General features: G+C 42.6%; 18 protein-coding genes and 3 other annotated features. Of the genes, 15 read left to right on the plus strand and 3 right to left on the minus strand.

The annotated features are described in order from the left end of the window. Nucleotides 1-41: 41 nt before the first annotated feature. Nucleotides 42-959, plus strand: coding sequence for a peptidoglycan-binding protein (locus V3595_RS01675; RefSeq protein ID WP_485905197.1), 918 nt, complete (start codon nt 42-44; stop codon nt 957-959). A 66-nt stretch (nt 960-1,025) separates the two neighbouring features. Here the strand turns inward: V3595_RS01675 and V3595_RS01680 are convergent, their stop codons facing one another. Then, nucleotides 1,026-1,874 carry an HAD-IIB family hydrolase gene (locus V3595_RS01680; RefSeq protein ID WP_485905198.1) on the minus strand — a complete coding sequence of 283 codons (849 nt, stop codon included), beginning with the start codon at nt 1,872-1,874 and terminating at the stop codon, nt 1,026-1,028. Nucleotides 1,875-2,028: 154 nt separating this feature from the next. Between V3595_RS01680 and V3595_RS01685 the strand changes: the two genes are divergently transcribed. Next, nucleotides 2,029-3,018: a LacI family DNA-binding transcriptional regulator gene (locus V3595_RS01685; protein ID WP_485905199.1), complete on the plus strand. Its 990-nt coding sequence runs from the start codon at nt 2,029-2,031 to the stop codon at nt 3,016-3,018. Nucleotides 3,019-3,219: 201 nt separating this feature from the next. On the opposite strand, the gene V3595_RS01690 is transcribed toward V3595_RS01685, so the two are convergent. Beyond that, complete coding sequence (locus V3595_RS01690) at nt 3,220-3,732, minus strand: GNAT family N-acetyltransferase (RefSeq protein ID WP_485905687.1); 513 nt, start codon at nt 3,730-3,732, stop codon at nt 3,220-3,222. A gap of 172 nt (nt 3,733-3,904) precedes the next feature. Here V3595_RS01690 and V3595_RS01695 point away from each other — a divergent pair, with 172 nt between their 5' ends. The 12 genes from V3595_RS01695 to V3595_RS01750 all read left to right on the plus strand — a co-directional run bounded on the left by V3595_RS01695 (nt 3,905) and on the right by V3595_RS01750 (nt 16,542). Further along, complete coding sequence (locus V3595_RS01695; RefSeq protein WP_485905200.1) at nt 3,905-5,386, plus strand: sigma-54 interaction domain-containing protein; 1,482 nt, start codon at nt 3,905-3,907, stop codon at nt 5,384-5,386. 276 nt (nt 5,387-5,662) lie between these two features. Further along, nucleotides 5,663-7,099: a lysine 2,3-aminomutase gene (kamA, locus tag V3595_RS01700; RefSeq protein WP_485905689.1), complete on the plus strand. Its 1,437-nt coding sequence runs from the start codon at nt 5,663-5,665 to the stop codon at nt 7,097-7,099. 2 nt (nt 7,100-7,101) lie between these two features. Continuing rightward, a complete protein-coding gene (locus tag V3595_RS01705) occupies nt 7,102-7,368 on the plus strand; it encodes a YokU family protein (protein ID WP_057276913.1) in 267 nt (88 codons plus the stop codon). Nucleotides 7,369-7,433: 65 nt separating this feature from the next. Further along, the gene (gene ablB / locus V3595_RS01710) at nt 7,434-8,297 is read left to right on the plus strand and encodes a putative beta-lysine N-acetyltransferase (RefSeq protein WP_485905201.1); all 864 of its coding nucleotides are present in this window, start codon (nt 7,434-7,436) and stop codon (nt 8,295-8,297) included. 13 nt (nt 8,298-8,310) lie between these two features. Next, nucleotides 8,311-8,550 (plus strand): ferredoxin, encoded by a 240-nt coding sequence (locus V3595_RS01715; protein ID WP_249597255.1) that lies wholly within the window; start codon nt 8,311-8,313, stop codon nt 8,548-8,550. A gap of 59 nt (nt 8,551-8,609) precedes the next feature. Further along, a complete protein-coding gene (locus tag V3595_RS01720) occupies nt 8,610-9,977 on the plus strand; it encodes an aspartate aminotransferase family protein (RefSeq protein WP_268592649.1) in 1,368 nt (455 codons plus the stop codon). Nucleotides 9,978-9,987: 10 nt separating this feature from the next. Continuing rightward, nucleotides 9,988-10,686, plus strand: coding sequence for a CoA transferase subunit A (locus V3595_RS01725; protein ID WP_485905202.1), 699 nt, complete (start codon nt 9,988-9,990; stop codon nt 10,684-10,686). Further along, complete coding sequence (locus V3595_RS01730; protein WP_485905203.1) at nt 10,671-11,333, plus strand: 3-oxoacid CoA-transferase subunit B; 663 nt, start codon at nt 10,671-10,673, stop codon at nt 11,331-11,333. The genes V3595_RS01725 and V3595_RS01730 overlap by 16 nt, the downstream gene beginning before the upstream one ends. A 19-nt stretch (nt 11,334-11,352) precedes the next feature. Further along, a complete protein-coding gene (locus V3595_RS01735) occupies nt 11,353-12,534 on the plus strand; it encodes a thiolase family protein (protein WP_485905204.1) in 1,182 nt (393 codons plus the stop codon). Nucleotides 12,535-12,545: 11 nt separating this feature from the next. After that, nucleotides 12,546-13,871, plus strand: coding sequence for a peptidase (locus V3595_RS01740; protein WP_485905205.1), 1,326 nt, complete (start codon nt 12,546-12,548; stop codon nt 13,869-13,871). Nucleotides 13,872-13,987: 116 nt separating this feature from the next. Next, nucleotides 13,988-15,484, plus strand: coding sequence for an amino acid permease (locus tag V3595_RS01745; RefSeq protein ID WP_485905206.1), 1,497 nt, complete (start codon nt 13,988-13,990; stop codon nt 15,482-15,484). A 437-nt stretch (nt 15,485-15,921) separates the two neighbouring features. Continuing rightward, nucleotides 15,922-16,542, plus strand: coding sequence for a DUF7010 family protein (locus V3595_RS01750; RefSeq protein WP_485905207.1), 621 nt, complete (start codon nt 15,922-15,924; stop codon nt 16,540-16,542). Between the two features lie 44 nt (nt 16,543-16,586). On the opposite strand, the gene V3595_RS01755 is transcribed toward V3595_RS01750, so the two are convergent. Next, nucleotides 16,587-16,862: a hypothetical protein gene (locus tag V3595_RS01755; RefSeq protein WP_485905208.1), complete on the minus strand. Its 276-nt coding sequence runs from the start codon at nt 16,860-16,862 to the stop codon at nt 16,587-16,589. Nucleotides 16,863-16,982: 120 nt separating this feature from the next. Then, nucleotides 16,983-17,204, plus strand: a binding site (T-box leader). A gap of 30 nt (nt 17,205-17,234) precedes the next feature. Beyond that, nucleotides 17,235-17,456 (plus strand) — a binding site (T-box leader). Between the two features lie 31 nt (nt 17,457-17,487). Continuing rightward, nucleotides 17,488-17,709, plus strand: a binding site (T-box leader). 61 nt (nt 17,710-17,770) lie between these two features. Between V3595_RS01755 and thrS the strand changes: the two genes are divergently transcribed. Then, nucleotides 17,771-19,678, plus strand: a complete 1,908-nt coding sequence (gene thrS, locus V3595_RS01760) for a threonine--tRNA ligase (RefSeq protein WP_485905691.1) — start codon at nt 17,771-17,773, stop codon at nt 19,676-19,678. Nucleotides 19,679-19,820 lie beyond the last annotated feature (142 nt).

Here is a 19,820-nt window from a genome sequence, read left to right on the forward strand (position 1 = left end):
CTTATATAAAGTCTGATGGGAATTTAAAAGGAGGGATTATAGTGAAAGTAGCATTACGAACGTTATTGGATCGATCAGTGAAAAAGATGGGCAAAGGGATGAATCCTGTTGTGAAGGCATCAGCATTGGAAATGGTGGAACGTGCTTATAATGAAGGGATAACTGTACAGATAAGTGCAGGTTATCGCTCTTTGGAAGAACAAGCCGCGCTTTATGGTCAAGGACGAGTTTACAGCTACAATAGAAAAAACTATAGTAATTTAGCTAAACCTATTGTGACGAACGCTAAGCCAGGGCAGTCTTATCATAATTTCGGACTGGCTATTGATTTCTTCATTGTGAGTGATGATGGCAAGAGAGCGATATGGACAGTGAATGCAAATTGGCAACGCGTGGCTGCCATAGGTAAGGATTTAGGATTCAAATGGGGCGGGGATTGGAGCTCATTCAAGGATTATCCCCATTTGGAGATGACAGGCGGGTTATCTTATACTCAGTTACAAGCAGGAAAGAAACCTCACCTTGCCTGTAAATTAGAAAAAACGGATATACCGAAGACCAGCAAAGGAGATAGTCTTATAATTTCCATCCAAAAAACGTTAAATGGCCGATATAAAACGGCTATTGAGGGTGATGGGTTTTATGGCCCCAAAACTCGATCGGCCCTTATAAAAGGTTTACAAACGGAATTGAATAAGCAATTCAATAAAAAGCTTGTTGTCGATGGGAAATGGGGACCTAAAACCAAGAATGCGATCGTCACCATAAAAAAAGGCGCTAGCTGCAATATTACATGGATCCTGCAAGCAGCGCTCTATATGAAAGGATTTAACCCTGGGCCCCTTGACGGAGAATTCGGAGGGGAAACCGAGGCAGCATTATTCAAATTCCAAAGAGCAAGCAAGATATCCGCTGATAAGCTTGCAGGTAAAGAAACATGGAATGATTTGTTTGCTTGATAGAGAATCCATACTGTTAGCAGAAAGTTAAAGTGCACCAACTACCTTTTTTCATTACTTATACTTTCAAATATTAATTATGGATTGCAAAGTTGTTAGTATTCCTTTAGAGTACGTACCTGTCGCTATTTTAGTATGAGCTTCCTTGGCTTCTTGAGTTGCATTCTCTACAAGGTAACCATGTTTAACACTTTTTAACATGAGCAGATCATTTCCGCTATCCCCGAAAGCAAAGGCATGCTCCCGACTCAGCCCGAATTTGTCTAGCATAAATCGTACAATCTCATTTTTACCAGTACCTAATGGAATAAAGTCTATATCATAACTATCTTCAGGATCGCCGGCAAGGGGATTACAACGATTGATATTTACCCCTATCCCGTACTCTTTGGCCACCCTCTGGATAGTGGATAAGTTCTTCTTGTCGACAGATTCATGTTGTATTTGATAATAATAATTTCTTTTATAGCGAGAACTTCCCATTTGAGTCTGAGGAATCAATGGTATATTGCCGTTGAGTAGAACATTATAAATTTCATCGACTTTCCGTTTATTAAATTCTTCGATATTAATCTGTGAATGCCAATCTGGATCCTTTTCCAAAAAGTTATTTTCTGAGAAATAGGTGATTTCGGTACCTAAGTCACTTGCAATAAAATGCGGGAAAAATCTGAATCCACCATGTTCCATTTTATGTAATATTGATTCGATACTACTCCCAGTGACCCAGCCAAAGACAAGTTCTTCATCATTACTTTTTGCTTCTAAGTAATTTTCAAGTTCATATAAATCTTTCTGTCTCTCGTGACTCATGGAGTGAGGATAATAGGTTTCATCAAAATCACAGAATACAATGTATTTTGGGTCATCAACATTTGGCAATAACTGAAACCCGCCCTTTTTATTCAATAACAAAACAATCCCTCCATTAGCTGAAAATATCGCTTCAATAACTTTTTGAAAATACATTTCAGGAAAATATTGATATTATTTGATATGTTAGGAACGGTTTAATAATAACTTCTGAAATCGATAACATGTCAACCACTTATTACAAGGATGGGATTAAATGACGAAAATTAGCGAGATTGCCAAGATATGTAACGTCTCAAAAACAACGGTATCTAGAGTCTTAAATAATCATCCATATGTATCAAAAGAAAAAAGGGAACAAATCTTAAAGGTCATTGAAGAGCTTGATTATGCACCAAGTTCACTTGCCCGGAATTTTAGGACAAATAAAACCAAAACGATTGCAATATTAGTCCCAAGATTTGATCATCCATTCTTTGCACAATTGGTTAAAGGAGTATCTCTAGCAGCATTGGAAAATGATTATAAAGTTCTTATATTTCAAACCTTTTATGATTCGAAAAATGAATTAGATGTTATGGGAAAATTAAAGAATAGAGAAGTAGATGGGGTTATTTTAGGAGCGTTAGAAAATGAATGGATTTTAATAAAGCCTTATTTGAAATACGGCCCAATTTTACTGTGTAATGAATACCATGATTTCGCCTCTATACCAATTATTGGTTATGACGAATTCGAAGCGACATACAAAGCTGTCAATCATTTAATAAAAAAAGGCCATAGGAAGATAGGTTTTTGCTACGATACTTCTTATAGTCAGGCTCAGATTCAAAGAAAAGAGGGGTTTTTAAAAGCTTTAGCAGATAATAATATACTACATAATGAAGACTGGATATTTGGACATGGATTTAATATTGAAGATGGATTTCGTATTTGTGATGAAATATTAAAATTAAAAGAAAAACCTACTGCCTTATTTACTGGAAATGATCAGGTCGCAGCAGGAATTATTAAAAAGGCAACTATGTTGGGCTATAAAATACCGGAATACCTAGCTATAGTTGGTTATGATAATCAATCTATTTGCCAAGTCACAACCCCCACCATAACCACAATCGATATACCAATTATGGAATTAGGACAACGCACTGTAATAGAATTGATTAAATATTTAAGTAATGATTTGAAATTAAAGCGCGACGTTATTAAATTGCCTACCAAACTTAAAATCAGAGAATCAACCTAACCAACATTAAGATATAAAACTTCATATTCAGGTTTTATCCATTTAGACAGACACTGAAGAAATTCTAAAAGAAGCGGAGTTCAGCAGTATGTTAGCGGATGGGATGTAATCCGTCCTACCCGGGAATAATTCGACTTTCCCGGGAAATAATTCACCTAAACCCGGCATAATTCGACTTCCCCCGGAAAAATCCTAAAGAATTCATTCAAGTTCCAAGCACCAATCATTGCATCGCATAAAGCTCCCCGGCGGGTATTCGAATTCACATTCGGAGATGAGGGTGAAGCCGAGCTTGCGGCAAATCGCGTTTGATGCAGGATTATTGATGGAAGGGAAAGCGTGAATATATTTGTATTTTCGTTCGGCTTTGATTTTCTCTATCAGTGTCTTAACGGCATGGGATGCGATTCCTTTTCCTTGGAAGGAAGGGAGGACGCTCCAACCGATTTCATACACATTTTCATCGTTCCACACTGTTTGCCAGTAGCCAACGGAACCGGCCGCCTCTGCCTCTGGAAATGAGTTGATGCTATACATGCATCCTTTTTCTCCAATCTGTAGATACCGTTGATGGCGTTTCAGGATTTGTTCATTACTTTCTGGTCCGCCAAGATGTTCCATCATTTCTGGGGCATTTAGTTGAAATAGTAATTCAAGGTCTTTATCTTCCCACGGTTTAATTTCTATTTTCGTTTCTTTGCTTCGTTCTGTAATCCGACTCACCCCTAGAATTTTATATTTTCTTATATAATCTTCTTGGCTAAATGCGATATTCCTTTATTTGACCTTAGTATTCTATTGCCTTTGTGTTGAAGTTTGATTTTAATAAGAATAAAGAGATGAATGTTTCCCATTAAATGCTATAATTTACAGGTGATTCTATCAAATGACAGAGAACGGAGATGAAGAAATGAAATCTTCAGTAAATCAGTTTTCCACTCAATTTGAATGGATATTGAATGTGATCAATGTGGGGGTCCATATTGTGAATAAAGATGGGGATACGGTTTTTTACAATGAAATGATGGCACATATCGACGGGCTTGATCGTGAGCAGGTGCTGGGGGAGAATATTTTTCAGCTTTATCCTTCATTGACTGATGAATCCAGTACGCTGCATGTAGCATTGGAAAAAGGCAATGAAACGATTGAGTCCATTCAAACATATGTCAACTTAAAGGAGAAAAAGATAACTTCCATCAATAGTACGTATCCTTTGTATGAGGATGGTGAAATTATTGGGGCAGTGGAAATCGCAAAGGATATTACGAAGGTCATGAATATGTATGACCAAATTGTCGATTTGCGTTCCCAGCTGGCCGAGACCCATAGGAAAAATAAGTTCTCTGAAGGGACGGCGACCTATCATTTTAGTGATTTAATCGGAAATAGCCCTGCTTTTCAGCAAGCGATTTCATTGGCGAAAAAAGCGGCCCGTACACATTCCCCAGTCATGATTTATGGACCAACAGGGACAGGGAAGGAACTTGTCGCGCAAAGTATACATAATGTAAGTGCTCAGCGAAATCAGCCTTTTATCGCGCAAAACTGTGCGGCTGTTCCCAAGGAATTGATGGAGGGGCTGCTGTTCGGCACGACGAAAGGGGCTTTTACCGGAGCGATGGATCGCATGGGCATTTTTGAGCAGGCAAATGGCGGTACCCTTTTCCTTGATGAGCTGAATAGCCTCGACCTCGGCCTGCAGGCAAAATTGCTGCGAGTGCTTCAGGAAGGTGAGGTGCGCCGTGTTGGAGGTTCGAAGGAGCAAAAGATTAATGTGAAGATCATTGCTGCGATGAACATTTCTCCGGAAGAGGCGTTGGAGCGGGGAATCATTCGCTCTGATTTATTCTTTCGCCTCAATGTCGTGACGATCCAGATGCCTTCTCTTTCGGAGCGTAAAACGGATATTCCGGAAATCGTCAATCACTTTATTCAAAAATTCAACAAATCATTTTTTACGGAAGTGCGCGGGATCAGTCATAAGGCGATGCAGCGGCTTCTTCAATATCCATGGCCAGGGAACATTCGTGAACTGGGACATGCCATCGAGTTGACCTTTAACGTCATGGACGCAGGGGAAGATATGATTGATGAACATCATCTTCCTGCCTATCTTTTCCCTTCAGGAAATTACGCAATAGCAAATGAGCAGAGCCATCCTACCCCATTGAAAAGCAGGATTGATTTACCTGTTGTTCTTGAAGAAATGGAAAGGGAAATGATCATCAACATGTTTGAGAAATATAACGGGAATATCAGCAAAACGGCAGAAGCCCTCAATATTAAAAGACAGGGACTGCAATATAAGTTAAACAAGTACGGCATTGAAAAAGTTTATACGGCAGGATCGAAGGAATCCAAGTAAATTCAGTTTTTTTTGGAAACGCTATCACTATCTTGGTAATGATGTAACTTGAAGAGGGTTCTCTTGTAAAAGAGATCCTCTTTTTTTGTTTTTTTTTTTAGCGCAAAGAATTTGGCTGCAAAAAATTATGCGTAATGAAAAATATCTTGCGATTTTAAGCTTGGTTTGCCCCCTTTTGCTTATGTTTTCCTTGTTATCAATGTTGGCATCATTCTTGCGAGAGTATATAGATAAGTTCTTATAATAAGGGGGGCATTATTAATGAATTTGATGGGAATGGATGTAAAACATAAAGAATACCTAGGTGGACGCAGGCATTATAATGATATCGAATTGTGGAAGGATGTAACGGAAGAGCAGTGGAATGATTGGATCTGGCAGTTGACCAATACGATTAAAACACTGGATGATCTGAAAAAGGTCGTCAACCTGACACCGGAAGAAGAAGAAGGAGTCCGGATTTCGACTCAAACGATTCCATTGAACATTACACCTTATTATGCTTCTTTGATGAATCCCGATGATCCTCGCTGTCCGATTCGTTTACAGTCGGTACCGCTTTCGGCAGAAATGAACAAGACAAGATATGATTTGGAGGATCCGCTGCATGAGGATGAGGATTCCCCAGTTCCAGGATTGACGCATCGTTATCCGGATCGCGTTCTGTTCCTTGTAACGAACCAATGCTCCATGTACTGCAGATATTGTACGCGACGCCGCTTTTCAGGTCAGGTCGGCATGGGTGTTCCAAAGAAGCAGCTTGACGGGGCGATTGAATATATCCGGAACACTCCGGAAGTGAGGGACGTACTGATCTCTGGAGGAGACGGCCTGTTGATCAATGATAAGATCCTTGAATACGTATTGAGTAACTTACGTGCCATCCCGCATGTGGAAATCATTCGGATCGGCACACGTGCACCGGTCGTTTTCCCGCAGAGGATTACTGAAAATTTATGTAATATTCTGAAAAAATATCATCCGGTTTGGTTAAATACGCATTTCAATCATTCACTTGAACTGACGGATGAAGCGAAAAAAGCATGTGATATGCTGTCGATGGCAGGAGTGCCGCTTGGTAATCAGGCAGTCATCCTGGCTGGTATCAACGATAGTGTACATATCATGAAAAAGCTTATGCATGACTGTGTTAAAGCAAGGGTAAGACCTTATTACATTTATCAATGTGATCTATCTGAAGGGATTGGCCATTTCCGGGCGCCGGTTTCAAAAGGACTGGAAATCATTGAAGCGCTGCGGGGCCATACATCAGGATATGCAGTGCCAACCTTTGTGGTGGATGCTCCTGGCGGTGGCGGAAAGATTGCCTTGACTCCGAATTACCTTCTTTCGCAAAGTCCGGATAAAGTCGTTTTACGGAACTTTGAAGGAGTAATCACAAGCTATCCGGAGCCGAAGAATTATGTTGCCGGCAGTGCGGATGCTTACTTTGATGATGTGTATGGTACTGCGGATAGGAAAGAAGCCGTCGGGATTTCCGCTCTCATGACGGACGAGAAATTCAACTTGGTGCCGGAGGGCCTTCGTCGTCTTGACAAGAGAAAAGCTTATGAAAGCACTGATGAACATGCTTCCTTGAAGGATCGCCGTGATAAACGGGATGAAATGAAGGAAAAATTAAGGTTAGCCCAAGAAAAAAAGAACGCCATGGCCGCCAGTGGCTCGGTGAAATCTGATGGCAAGGAGGAATGAAGATGGACTGCTTGTGGTGCAATACCCCAAACGTAGAAGAAAGTGAAAAGAAGGACTGTTACTGGATCATGCCTGACGGGAAACGCTCAATAAAAGTCCTTCAAGTTCCAGCCTTGAACTGTCCTGAATGTGGAATCTATGTGTCTGATTCGATGAATCAAAAGGTGGATGAAGCCTTATCCATCTATGATGTGAGTGAATATCCTGATGAGTTTACGTATGATCAGCTTCTTCAGGCACCTGTCAAAAAATTATTTAATTGGAAATAGAATGCCGGGAGAAGCGGATGATATGCATCTCTTCTCCCGAATTCTTTAAATAAGGGGGGTACATAATGCCTGTTCAAAAGCTGCCTTTTTTCACCCAAATGGAGACTGGGGATTGTTATACGATGGAACTCTATCATGATCATGCCAATCAGCGCTTACGCATGGATGATTATCGGGGAAATATCAACAAAGCGATCGATCGGGCCCTTGCCATCGCAAAGGAGCAGGGCTTAACTAAAGTGATACTTAAAGCCAGGAATGAAGATTTATCCGCTGCATTGAGTCAGGGATTCATGCTGGAAGGAATATTGAGCAAGTATTTCAAAGGGAATGATGCCTATTGCATGGCCTTCTATTTAACGGATGAAAGGCGAACAAGCGACTTTTGGGTCAAGGAAGATAAAGTCATCCAAGATGTCAGTCAGATTCCTAGACTGATTGAATCTCAGCAAATACCTAAGGATTATATCCTCCGGTTTGCTACGGTTGAAGATGCAAAAGAGCTGGCGAATTTATATGGTGCCATCTTTGAAACCTATCCTACACCGATGAATGATGAGCGATATATCAAGAAAGTGATGGAGGAAGGTACGATCTTTAGTGTTATCGAATATGAAGGAACCATCGTGAGTGCTGCATCCGCGGAAGTGAATGAGATGTATCACAATGCTGAATTAACGGACTGTGCAACAATTCCCCAGCATCGGAAGCATGGTTTCATGAAGGTGCTCATCTCCGCCTTGGAACAAGAATTGTTCAGGAAAAACATTTATTGCTCTTATTCATTAGCGCGTTCATTGTCAATGGGCATGAACGCCGTCTTTCATCAGCTGGGATATGAATATGGTGGCAGATTAACGAAGAATTGCAATATTTGGGATAAGTATGAGGACATGAATATTTGGGGTAAAGATTTATCCCTCAAGTAGGAGGATTGTTTTTATGGCTAAATACACATGGGTTGATAAAGAAACCTGTATTGCGTGCGGGGCATGCGGTTCAACAGGTCCTGAGATTTATGACTATGACGATCAAGGGATCGCTTTCGTCATCTTGGACGATAATCAAGGAATTGCCGAGGTTCCTGAAACCTTGCATGATGACATGCAAGATGCTATGGAAGGCTGCCCTACAGAATCCATCCTGATTCAGGATGAGCCTTTTAGGATCGGTTCCTTTTAAGAACTTAATTGATTAATAGATATTGCACAGTGGGTACGAACGTTAAAAGGAGAGATGACATGACACGCAATTATTTGATTAAGCCTACTTTAGATCATGACTATCCCACTATCTCTCATGGGAATGGAATTTATCTTTATGATATAGATGGAAATCAGTATATAGATGGATCATCAGGAGCGGTCACAGCAAGTATTGGCCATGGCGTATTGGATGTTGTCGAGGCAATGACGGAGCAGGCCCGCAAAGTTTCTTTTGCATATAGGTCTCATTTTACGAGTGAAGCCGCAGAGGCATTGGCCAAAAAGCTAAGTGAGTTGGCTCCAGGGGATTTGAATTGGTCATTTTTCGTGAATAGTGGATCGGAAGCGACCGAAACGGCGATGAAGATCGCGATTCAACATTGGCAAGAAAAAGGGTTTGAGCGAAAAAACCGCATCGTCTCCAGGTGGACGAGTTATCACGGGATCACGATGGGCGCTTTATCGATGTCCGGCCATGTACCAAGAAGAAAGCGTTTTGTGCCGCTATTGGAGGATTTCCCTAGCATTTCGGCTCCATACTGTTATCGCTGTCCTTATAATAATGAAACTTCCGGATGCAAGCTTCAGTGTGCAAATGAACTGGAGACAGCCATTCAAAGGGTCGGATCCGAGAATATCGCCGCCTTCATCGCAGAACCCATAATCGGAGCATCCGCTGGTGCTGTAACACCGCCGGATGGCTACTATCAAAGGATTAAGGAAATCTGCGAAAACTATGACATTCTTTTTATTGCCGATGAGGTAATGACGGGAATCGGACGGACAGGAAAAATGTTCGCGATGGAACACTGGGGAGTCACTCCGGATATCATCGCATTGGGTAAAGGAATGAGCGCAGGCTATACTCCAATGGCAGCCACAATGGTTACTGACCGTGTCATGGAGCCCATTTTAAAAGGCTCGAAATCAATCATGGCTGGACACACATATAGTGCAAACCCTTTATCTGCTGCCGTTTCATTGGAAGTGCTTTCCTACATTGAGGGAAATGACCTGGTTCAGGCAGCGGAAAAGAAAGGTCAATATCTGTTTAAGAAGCTGCAAGGATTGGCTGAGAAATTCGACATCATTGGTGACGTAAGAGGGAAAGGGCTGCTCCTTGGGCTTGAGTTTGTCTCCGATCGGATTTCAAAAACTCCATTCGACTTGCAAATCGGCCTGACTACAAGGCTTGTCAATAAGGCTTTTGCGAAGGGGTTGTTAATCTATCCTGCTGCAGGTGCGATTGAAGGAATCGCTGGCGATGCGGTTATTTTATCTCCGCCATTAATCATTACGAATGAAGAAATCGATCGCCTCGTCAAGATACTCGAAGCTTCCCTCGCAGAGTTGCAGCAAGAATTGTACGCGGAAGGTTTGATTGAGGACATGCAGGCTATTTAGGAGGAACGATATGAAGCAGGTCATTACGAAGAAAAACAAAATTGTGACCTTAGAAGAAGCACTGGAGCATATTTCCGATGGATGCACACTCATGTATGGCGGATTTGGAGGGGTGGGAACTCCTCCTACGCTCGTACAGGGTATCCTTGCCAAGGGCGTTAAGGAATTGACCTTGATTGGCAATGATACTGGATTTCCTGACATTGGCATAGGCCGGCTTGTGACTGCTGAAAGGGCAAAGAAAGTGATCGCCTCGCATATCGGATCCAATCCTAATGCTGGCAGGCTCATGACTGAAGGAAAGCTGCAAGTCGAATTTTCACCGCAAGGGACATTGGCCGAACGGATTCGTGCTGGCGGTGTAGGCTTAGGCGGGATTTTTGTCGATGTCGGGATTGGTACGATAGCCGAAGAAGGCAAGAACAAGATTAAGATAGAAGGAAAAGAATATTTGGTGGAAACCGCTTTGACGGCTGAAGTAAGCATCGTCCATGCCAAAAAGGCAGATTCGCTTGGGAATTTAGTGTACGACAAGACTGCATGTAACTTCAATCCGCTCGTAGCGATGGCTGGAGCCTTCACGATTGCGGAAGTGGATGAAATCGTTCCTGCAGGCGAATTGGATCCGGAATGTATTGCCACACCAGGCATTTATGTAGATATGGTGATTCCGACTAAAGGGGTGAATTGGAAATGGGCATGGCAGTAGATCTACGAAATCGCATCGCGAAACGCGCCGCCAAGGAAATTCATGACGGATTGATCGTCAACTTAGGCATCGGCATCCCTACCCTGGTGGCGGACCATATTCCTCAAGATATCTCTGTGATGTTCCATGCGGAAAACGGAGTTCTCGGTACAGGTCCAAGTCCTGATCCAGGGAAAGAAGATCCTGCCCTCTGTAACGCGGGAGGGTTTCCAATCACCACTGTAATGGGCGCTTCATACTTTGACAGTGCAATGGCATTTGGAATGATCAGGAAAGGATACATCGACATCACCATCCTTGGAGCCTTGGAAGTCAGTGAAAAAGGGGATTTGGCGAATTGGATCGTCCCAGGAAAGCGGGTGCCGGGGATGGGCGGGGCAATGGAACTTGCCCAGAAAGCCAAAAAGGTGATCGTCCTGATGAATCACGTGAATAAGCAGGGTGAATCGAAGATATTGAAGACTTGTACGCTTCCATTGACGGCAAGGCAGAGTGTGGATTTAATCATTACGGATATGGCAGTCATGGAAGTTACTGAAGAGGGATTGGTGCTAAAGGAAGTCATGGCGCCATATACAGTGGATGATGTGCTAAGGAATACGGAGGCAACGTTGAAAATCCATGCTGCTGTCAACACCATTGAATAGGTAAGAGGAGGAAAAAAGCATGAATGAGGTTGTCATCGTTGCTGGAGCGCGAACTGCAGTTGGATCCTTTGGCAAATCACTACGGAATGTTAAAGCTACCGAATTGGGCCGTCAAGTATTGGAAGGTTTAATGGATAATTCTGGGTTAGTTAAAGAAAAGGTAAATGAAGTGATTTTCGGACATGGCTATGTCCACGGAGGCGGACTTAACTCGGCCAGAATTTCGTCGCAGATGGCATGTTTCCCACACAGTGTCCCAGGCCACGTTGTAATCAAAGCATGTGGATCAGGTTTAAAGGCCATTACCAACGCCGCTTTAACTATCGCTGCTGGTCAAGAAGACGTAATCATTGCCGGCGGAGTGGAGAGCATGAGCAATGTGCCATATATCGTGAAAAATAGATGGGGCGGTAAATTTGGAAACGTAACGATGGAGGATGCTCTGCTGGCAGATGGATTAATATGTTCCTTGGGAAATGAACATATGGGAATAACTGCCGAGCGCTTGGCTGAAAAATACGGTATCCGTCGTGAAGAACAGGATCAATTTGCTTATCAAAGCCACAAGAAGGCTTGGAAAGCTATGGTAGAGGGTCGCTTTGATAGAGAAATTATTTCGCTTAAAATCAAGGATCGAAAAGGACTTCAAATCTTCAACCATGACGAAGGGGTACGCGAGGACATTCATCTAGATCAACTAGCCAGTCTTCCAGCAGTATTCAAAAATGAAGGAACCATTACGGCAGGAAATGCCTGTCCTATGAATGATGGAGCTGCAGCTGTACTATTAATGTCCAAACAGCAAGCAGAAGAAAAGGGATTAAAACCGCTCTTGAAAATAAAGGCTTTCGCCAGTGCAGGAGTTGAACCTGGAGTTATGGGGATTGGACCCGTACCAGCGACTCGAAAGGCATTGGCAAAAGCAGGTCTATCGTTAGAGGATATCGGACTGATTGAACTTAATGAAGCCTTTGCTGCCCAAGCACTTGCAGTGATCAAGGAGTTAGATTTGGATCAGGATATTGTCAATGTCAACGGAGGGGCAATTGCACTTGGTCACCCTGTAGGAGCAACAGGTGCAAAATTGACAGTCACACTGATGCATGAAATGTTGCGTTCACAAGTTAAGTACGGAATGGTAACGTTGTGTATGGCAGGTGGAATGGGACTTTCAGTAATCTATGAGAATATGTGTATTTAAGGAGGATAAATGTGCCGGATATAAAAAAACGGATAAACCAATGGATAGAGGATCATCGGGAAGAAGGAACAAACCTATTGCAAAAAATGGTACAAGCCCCGAGTACGCAAGGAAATGAAGCAGGGGCACAGGCCATCGTCGTACAAAAGCTGCAGGAAATGGGTTTGCAGATCGATAGTTGGGAACCTGACGGCGGAGAGCTGAAAAAGCATTCTTATTTCTATTCTCCACGCAGTGAATTTTCCAACAGCCCCAATGTGGTAGGTATCATGAAAGGGACTGGAGGCGGACGTTCCATCATTTTGAACGGACACATCGATGTGGTCCCGGATGGAGACCGGGATCAGTGGGACGACGACCCATATAGCGGAGCGATTAAGAATGGAAGAATGTTTGGACGCGGAGTAACCGATATGAAGGGTGGAAATGTATCGCTGATCCTTGCGATGCAGGCATTGAAGGAAAATGGCATCCAATTAAAGGGAGATGTCATATTTCAAAGTGTGATTGAAGAAGAAAGCGGCGGAGCCGGAACATTAGCGGCCGTCCTGAGGGGATATAAAGCCGATGCCGCCCTGATCCCTGAACCGACGAATATGAGGATCTTTCCGAAACAGCAGGGTTCGATGTGGTTCCGGATCCATGTAAAAGGACGGTCAGCACATGGCGGAACAAGGTATGAAGGCGTTAGTGCGATTGAAAAAAGTATGGCTGTCATCAATCATATTCGTGCCTTGGAAGACAAGCGAAATGCACGTATCAGTGATCCGCTTTATCAGAACACGCCTATTCCGATTCCTATCAATCTAGGTGTCATTGAAGGCGGTAATTGGCCGTCATCCGTTCCCGACCTTGTGAAAATCGAAGGAAGGATGGGCGTTGCGCCGGAGGAAACGATGGAGCAGGCGAAAGACGAAATGGCTGCCTGGTTAGTGCAGCTGGTGGAAGTGGACCAATGGTTCAAGGAAAACCCACCAGTATTGGAATGGTTCGGGGCACGTTGGGTTCCGGGAGCAATCGACGTAGAGCATGAATTGATGAATGCGCTTGTTCATCAATATCGGCAAGTAGCCGGACAGGACCCTGTCATTGAAGCATCCCCTTGGGGAACGGATGGGGGATTGCTGACACATGTCGGTGAAACGCCTGCAATCGTGTTCGGGCCAGGAGTAACCGAGGTTGCCCACTATCCAAATGAATACATCCTGCTCGACAACGTTTTCTCCACAGCGGAGATCATTGCTCTTACTTTAATTCAATGGTGTGGAATGGAGACTGAGCAGGATGGGGTCACCCAGGCCGGGAATAGGGAGACGATACCAGGCAATGGCAATTAAACTGGAAAGCATCCCAGCAAGTAAAGCGAAATATTTCAGTCTTTCACAAAGCGGTTGTTAAAAACTCTTATATTTCTTGAACTTTTAACTATAAAAGAAAATGAGGTAGGAACCATATGGATATGAATCTCATTGATAATCAAGAACCGACAGTTAAAAGGCATCCCGATAATCAAGAACCGACAGTTAAAAGGCAACTGAAAGCAAGGCATATGACCATGATTGCCATTGGCGGTTCAATAGGAACCGGATTATTCCTGGCAAGCGGGGCAACCATTCAGAGCGCAGGGCCTGGTGGTGCCCTGGCTGCATATGCCTGCATTGGAATCATGGTTTATTTCCTGATGACGAGCTTAGGGGAAATGGCGACATATATGCCTGTGTCGGGATCATTTTCCACCTACGCCACACGCTTTGTTGATCCCGCATTCGGCTTTGCACTTGGCTGGAATTATTGGTTTAACTGGGCAGTCACCCTTGCCGTGGAAATAGCTGCAGCAGCCATCATCATGAAATTTTGGCTCCCTGATGTACCTAGCCTTATATGGAGCGCATTGTTTCTTGGAATCGTCTTCACCCTCAACGCCCTATCCATTAAAAGCTATGGTGAATCTGAATATTGGTTTGCACTAATAAAAGTCGTCGCCATCATTTTCTTTATCATTATTGGTCTATTGACCATATTGGGGGTTTTTGGCGGAAAGGTGATCGGATTTGAAAACTTCACCATGGATGAGGCACCATTCAAGGGAGGATTTTTATCGATCATCTCAATCTTTCTAATCGCGGGATTTTCTTTTCAAGGAACTGAACTTGTTGGTATTGCTGCCGGAGAAAGTGAAGAACCCGAAAAAAATGTTCCGAATGCGATCCGCCAAGTATTTTGGCGCATCCTCTTATTTTACATCGGGGCCATCCTGATACTCGGCCTCTTAATCCCGTATACAAGTCCAAGTTTGTTGAACGGAGATGTTGAAAACATTTCTGTGAGCCCTTTCACGCTTGTCTTTGAACGGGCAGGACTGGCATTCGCGGCATCCGTCATGAATGCGGTCGTGTTAACCTCCTTACTATCCGCAGGGAACTCGGGGCTATATGCATCAACGCGGATGTTATGGTCGATGGCAAAAGATAAACAAGCTCCCAAATTCCTGGCTAAAGTCAACCGCAGGGGAATTCCGATGAATGCTTTGATCATGACATCCTTAATTGGAGGACTCGCCTTCTTGACCTCCATTTTCGGGGACCATGTATTTACATGGCTATTGAATGCATCCGGGCTGACCGGCTTCATCGCCTGGATTGGAATCGCCATAAGCCACTATCGCTTTAGACGTGCCTATGTTGCACAGGGTGGTGACCTAAACGAATTGAAATATAAAGCAAAATGGTTTCCATTCGGTCCGATTCTTTCATTCACCCTGTGCATGCTCGTCATAGCAGGACAGAATTATGGAGCATTCCTAAGCGGCAGCATCGACTGGTATGGCGTCGCCGTCTCCTATATCGGATTACCGATATTCCTGGTAGTCTGGTTAGGATATAAGTTTTATCACAAGACCAAATTAATAGCATTAAAAGATTGTCAATTCGATAAATCAGATGTGGCTTGATACCAATGGAAAAAACCTGAGCTCCCCTTTGGGAACTCAGGTTTTTTTTTGAGGATTTGTATGAAAATCCAGTTATATCTCCGAAAACAGGAATATATCTCCGAAAATCCAATTATATCTTCGAAAATAGAAATATATCTCCGAAAATCCAGTTATATCTTCGAAAATAAATATATCTCCGAAAATCCAGTTATATCTTCGAAAATAGAGATATATCTCCGGAAATCCAGTTATATCTCCGAAAATCCAGTTATATCTCCGAAAATAGAAATATATCTCCGAAAATCCAGTTATATCTCCGAAAATAAGAATATATCGACGAAAGCGGCAATTATCTCATTAAAGTTCGCAGTATGGTAATTTTTGCAATAAATCATTTTTTATAGCTGAATAATTGGGGAGGGTGCGCAATACTATTATTCTATGTATGATAATCTTTGGATGAAAGGAAACTGATGATGAAAGAGGCGTTTCGCGGTTCTGGAATTGGAGTCATTTTCATGGCGTTCTTCGGTACAGTGTGGGCAGGTACCGGTGTAATGGGATTGCAGGGGTGGGGGTTTCCCTACGTGGAACTCGCAGCCATATTGGTCGGAATCATAATGGTTATCGGAGGCATATCATTAATTCATGCATCACAAAAAATGTCCAATCAAGTTTCAGAAAATGGGGCTAGGCGTATGAAGCGTATCGGATTTTTGTTTAATATGGTCTTCATTGCCGAAGGTTTGCTGATTGGAATTGCCATTGCCATCTGTAACTTGATAGATCAGATTGATCTTATACCGGGCGTCATCGCCATTATTGTTGGGATTCATTTTTTACCTTTGGCGTCACTTTTCCAAATCAAGATCTACTATTCAACAGGAGTGCTTCTCTGTTTATTGGCGCTTATCACATTGCTTATTGTGCCAGACACCGTCATGTTTGGGGAGCATCAAATCCTTGCACCGTTATCATTGCTCGGCTTCGGATGTTCGCTAATTCTCTGGACCACTGGACTTACGCTATGGCTTGGAATAAAGAATTCAAGTCGAACGATAGCCGATGAAGATTGAACTCATCAAAAAACCCGTCATGATGAACGGGTTTTTCATTTCGATTAATTTTTCATCCAGGTCAAGAGCCTGACAATTTGAAATGGTTCATTCCAAACGAGAATGAAACTTAAAAGAAAGAATGCAGCCACAGCCAAAAATTTCGACTTGCCTTTTTCATTTTTATAGATGGCCCCGAAACTGCATAACATACCAATTAGTAACGCACCGAATCCTGAAATCATAAGCAGCTCGGAGGCTTTTGGTAAAGCAAGGGAACAGCAAAATGATAGTGTACCAATCACTGCAAATACGATAGACCAATTGCTTAAACTTTTCATAGAGACTCCTTTTTACTAATTATACCAATTTGGTGTTTATAATGAAATTAATAAATTATTGGTTGTCACTTATGGGAATATATTGTAATATATATAACAATATAAAAATCCATTTACATTTTAGAAGCATTGATAAGGACATGAATCATTTTTACGGTCTGCAGAGAGGGAAGGGCAGCTGCGAACTTCCTGGCTTAGGAAACTGATTTACCGCCTTTGAGTTATATCGGTGAACAAGAGTAACTGATATCGTCTAAGCTGCGTTACAAGCTCCAGAGCCATGAGTGTTTTTTTGCTTATGGGAAATTGGGTGGAATCACGGGTAACGCACTCGTCCCTTACTTAGGGATGAGTGCGTTTTTTATTATTATAATTATTGCCATGATAAGGACATGAATCATTTTTACGGTCTGCAGAGAGGGAAGGGCAGCTGCGAACTTCCTGACTTAGGAAACTGATTTACCGCCTTTGAGCTATATCGGTGAACAAGAGTAACTGATATCGTCTAAGCTGCGTTACAAGCTCCAGAGCCATGAGTGTTTTTTGCTTATGGGAAATTGGGTGGAACCACGGGTAAACGCACTCGTCCCTTATATAGGGATGGGTGCGTTTTTTTATATATAAAAATATTGCCATGATAAGGACATGAATCATTTTTACGGTCTGCAGAGAGGGAAGGGCAGCTGCGAACTTCCTGGCTTAGGAAACTGATTTACCGCCTTTGAGCTATATCGGTGAACAAGAGTAACTGATATCGTCTAAGCCGCGTTACAAGCTCCAGAGCCATGAGTGTTTTTTGCTTATGGGAAATTGGGTGGAACCACGGGTAAACGCACTCGTCCCTCGCATAGGGATGAGTGCGTTTTTTTATTATTAAAAAAAGGGGTGTTTATGTGATGGGTGAAAAAATGATTAAAGTTCAATTCCAGGATGGGCAGCAAAGGGAATATCCGCAAGGGGTGACAGTGGAAAGTGTGGCAGGGTCCATCAGCTCAAGTTTAAGGAAAAAGGCAGTAGCAGGAAAACTGGATAAGCAACTGGTTGATCTAAGTCACAAGCTTAATAAGGATGCCGAACTGTCGATCTTGACTCTGGATTCGGATGAAGGATTACAAGTATTACGACATACATCGGCGCATGTTTTGGCACAGGCTGTGAAAAGGTTATACCAAAACGTGGAATTAGGGATGGGGCCAGTCGTGGAAGATGGTTTTTACTATGATTTTAAGTTAGACCATCCTTTGAGCTCAGAAGATCTACAAGTCATTGAAAAAGAGATGGAACATATCATAAGTGAAAATCTGGAAATTAAAAGGATCGAAGTGACTTATGAAGAAGCTGTGAATTTATTCGAGGGCAGAGGGGAGTCATTCAAGTTGGATATAGCAAAGAACATCCCTAATGGTGAAAAATTAACGCTCTATCAACAGGGGGAATTCGTCGATCTTTGCAGAGGGCCGCACCTTCCATCCACATCATTTGTAAAATCGTTCAAATTGACTCGCGTATCTGGTGCCTATTGGCGGGGAGACAATCAAAATGAAGTTCTTCAAAGGGTATATGGCGTGGCTTTCCGAAAGAAAAAAGATTTACAGGATCATTTTAAATTCCTGGAAGAAGCGGCCAAACGCGATCACCGTAAATTAGGGAAGCAGTTGGAGTTATTCATGTTTTCGGAGGAAGCCCCTGGAATGCCGTTTTATTTACCTAAAGGACAAAGCATTAGAAATGAATTGGAGAAGTTCTCGCGGGAGCTTCAGACTGAAGCTGATTACGACGAAGTTCGGACTCCTTTCATGATGAATCAGCGGTTATGGGAACAATCGGGTCACTGGGATCATTACCATGAGAATATGTACTTCACTGAGGTGGATCAAACAAAATTCGCGATGAAGCCAATGAACTGTCCGGGTCATATGCTTATTTTCAAAAACAGTCTTTATTCATACAGGGATTTACCGATCCGGATGGCTGAATTCGGTCAAGTCCATCGTCATGAATATAGCGGTGCATTGAACGGGATGCTGCGTGTCCGTACATTTTGCCAGGATGATGCCCACATTTATGTTCGGCAGGATCAAATCGAAAGTGAAATTAAACAAGTGTTTCATCTGATTGATAAGGTGTATCGCACTTTTGGATTCGAGTATTCCGTGGAGCTCTCCACTCGTCCAGAGGATTCAATGGGCGATGATTCCCTTTGGCAATCTTCTGAAACAGCCTTGAAAAATGTTCTGGAAAGCATCGGGATACATTATCAAGTAAATGAAGGGGACGGGGCATTTTATGGACCGAAAATTGATTTTCATATTAAAGATGCATTAAAACGAAGCCATCAATGTGCAACAATCCAGCTTGATTTTCAAATGCCTGATAAATTTGATCTGACTTACATTGATGAAAATAATGAAAAAGTTCGTCCGGTCGTCATTCATCGTGCCATTTTTGGATCGATCGATCGTTTTTTTGGAATTCTGATAGAACATTTTGCCGGTGCTTTTCCGGTATGGCTTGCCCCGGTGCAAGTACAGATCATCCCTGTCTCACAAGTTCATTTGAACTATTGTTTAAAGGTTCAAAAAGAACTGAAGAATCAAGGCATAAGAGTGAAAATTGATGATCGGAATGAAAAGCTGGGGTATAAAGTCAGGGAAGCACAGATGGGGAAAATCCCATATATGCTGGTTCTTGGAGATAAAGAAGAGAAAGAAAATAAAGTAAATGTCCGGAAATACGGGGAACAAGAAGTTGAAAATGTCGCAATAGCAACGTTCATCAAGAAAATCGTCCAGCAAATAAAAGAACGCAGCATCTAACAAAAAAGCAGCTTAATCCTGAATTCACGAGTAAAAGCGCGAAACTCACGAGTAAATGTACAAAATTCACGAGTAAATACGCGGAACTCACGAGTAAATGTGCGAAACTCACGAGTAAATGCCCATTGGATTAGGTTTGGAT

It is taken from the genome of Bacillus sp. CFBP9009 (assembly GCF_036541465.1).
GTDB lineage: Bacteria > Bacillota > Bacilli > Bacillales > DSM-1321 > Peribacillus.

What these genes read in the sequence shown, in the direction of transcription:
- V3595_RS01685 (WP_485905199.1), top strand. Translation starts at nt 2,029, where the DNA reads ATGACGAAAATTAGCGAGATTGCCAAGATATGTAACGTCTCAAAAACA.
- V3595_RS01695 (WP_485905200.1), top strand. Translation starts at nt 3,905, where the DNA reads ATGACAGAGAACGGAGATGAAGAAATGAAATCTTCAGTAAATCAGTTT.
- kamA (WP_485905689.1), top strand. Translation starts at nt 5,663, where the DNA reads ATGGATGTAAAACATAAAGAATACCTAGGTGGACGCAGGCATTATAAT.
- V3595_RS01705 (WP_057276913.1), top strand. Translation starts at nt 7,102, where the DNA reads ATGGACTGCTTGTGGTGCAATACCCCAAACGTAGAAGAAAGTGAAAAG.
- ablB (WP_485905201.1), top strand. Translation starts at nt 7,434, where the DNA reads ATGCCTGTTCAAAAGCTGCCTTTTTTCACCCAAATGGAGACTGGGGAT.
- V3595_RS01715 (WP_249597255.1), top strand. Translation starts at nt 8,311, where the DNA reads ATGGCTAAATACACATGGGTTGATAAAGAAACCTGTATTGCGTGCGGG.
- V3595_RS01720 (WP_268592649.1), top strand. Translation starts at nt 8,610, where the DNA reads ATGACACGCAATTATTTGATTAAGCCTACTTTAGATCATGACTATCCC.
- V3595_RS01725 (WP_485905202.1), top strand. Translation starts at nt 9,988, where the DNA reads ATGAAGCAGGTCATTACGAAGAAAAACAAAATTGTGACCTTAGAAGAA.
- V3595_RS01730 (WP_485905203.1), top strand. Translation starts at nt 10,671, where the DNA reads ATGGGCATGGCAGTAGATCTACGAAATCGCATCGCGAAACGCGCCGCC.
- V3595_RS01735 (WP_485905204.1), top strand. Translation starts at nt 11,353, where the DNA reads ATGAATGAGGTTGTCATCGTTGCTGGAGCGCGAACTGCAGTTGGATCC.
- V3595_RS01745 (WP_485905206.1), top strand. Translation starts at nt 13,988, where the DNA reads ATGGATATGAATCTCATTGATAATCAAGAACCGACAGTTAAAAGGCAT.
- V3595_RS01755 (WP_485905208.1), bottom strand. Translation starts at nt 16,862, where the DNA reads ATGAAAAGTTTAAGCAATTGGTCTATCGTATTTGCAGTGATTGGTACA.
- thrS (WP_485905691.1), top strand. Translation starts at nt 17,771, where the DNA reads ATGATTAAAGTTCAATTCCAGGATGGGCAGCAAAGGGAATATCCGCAA.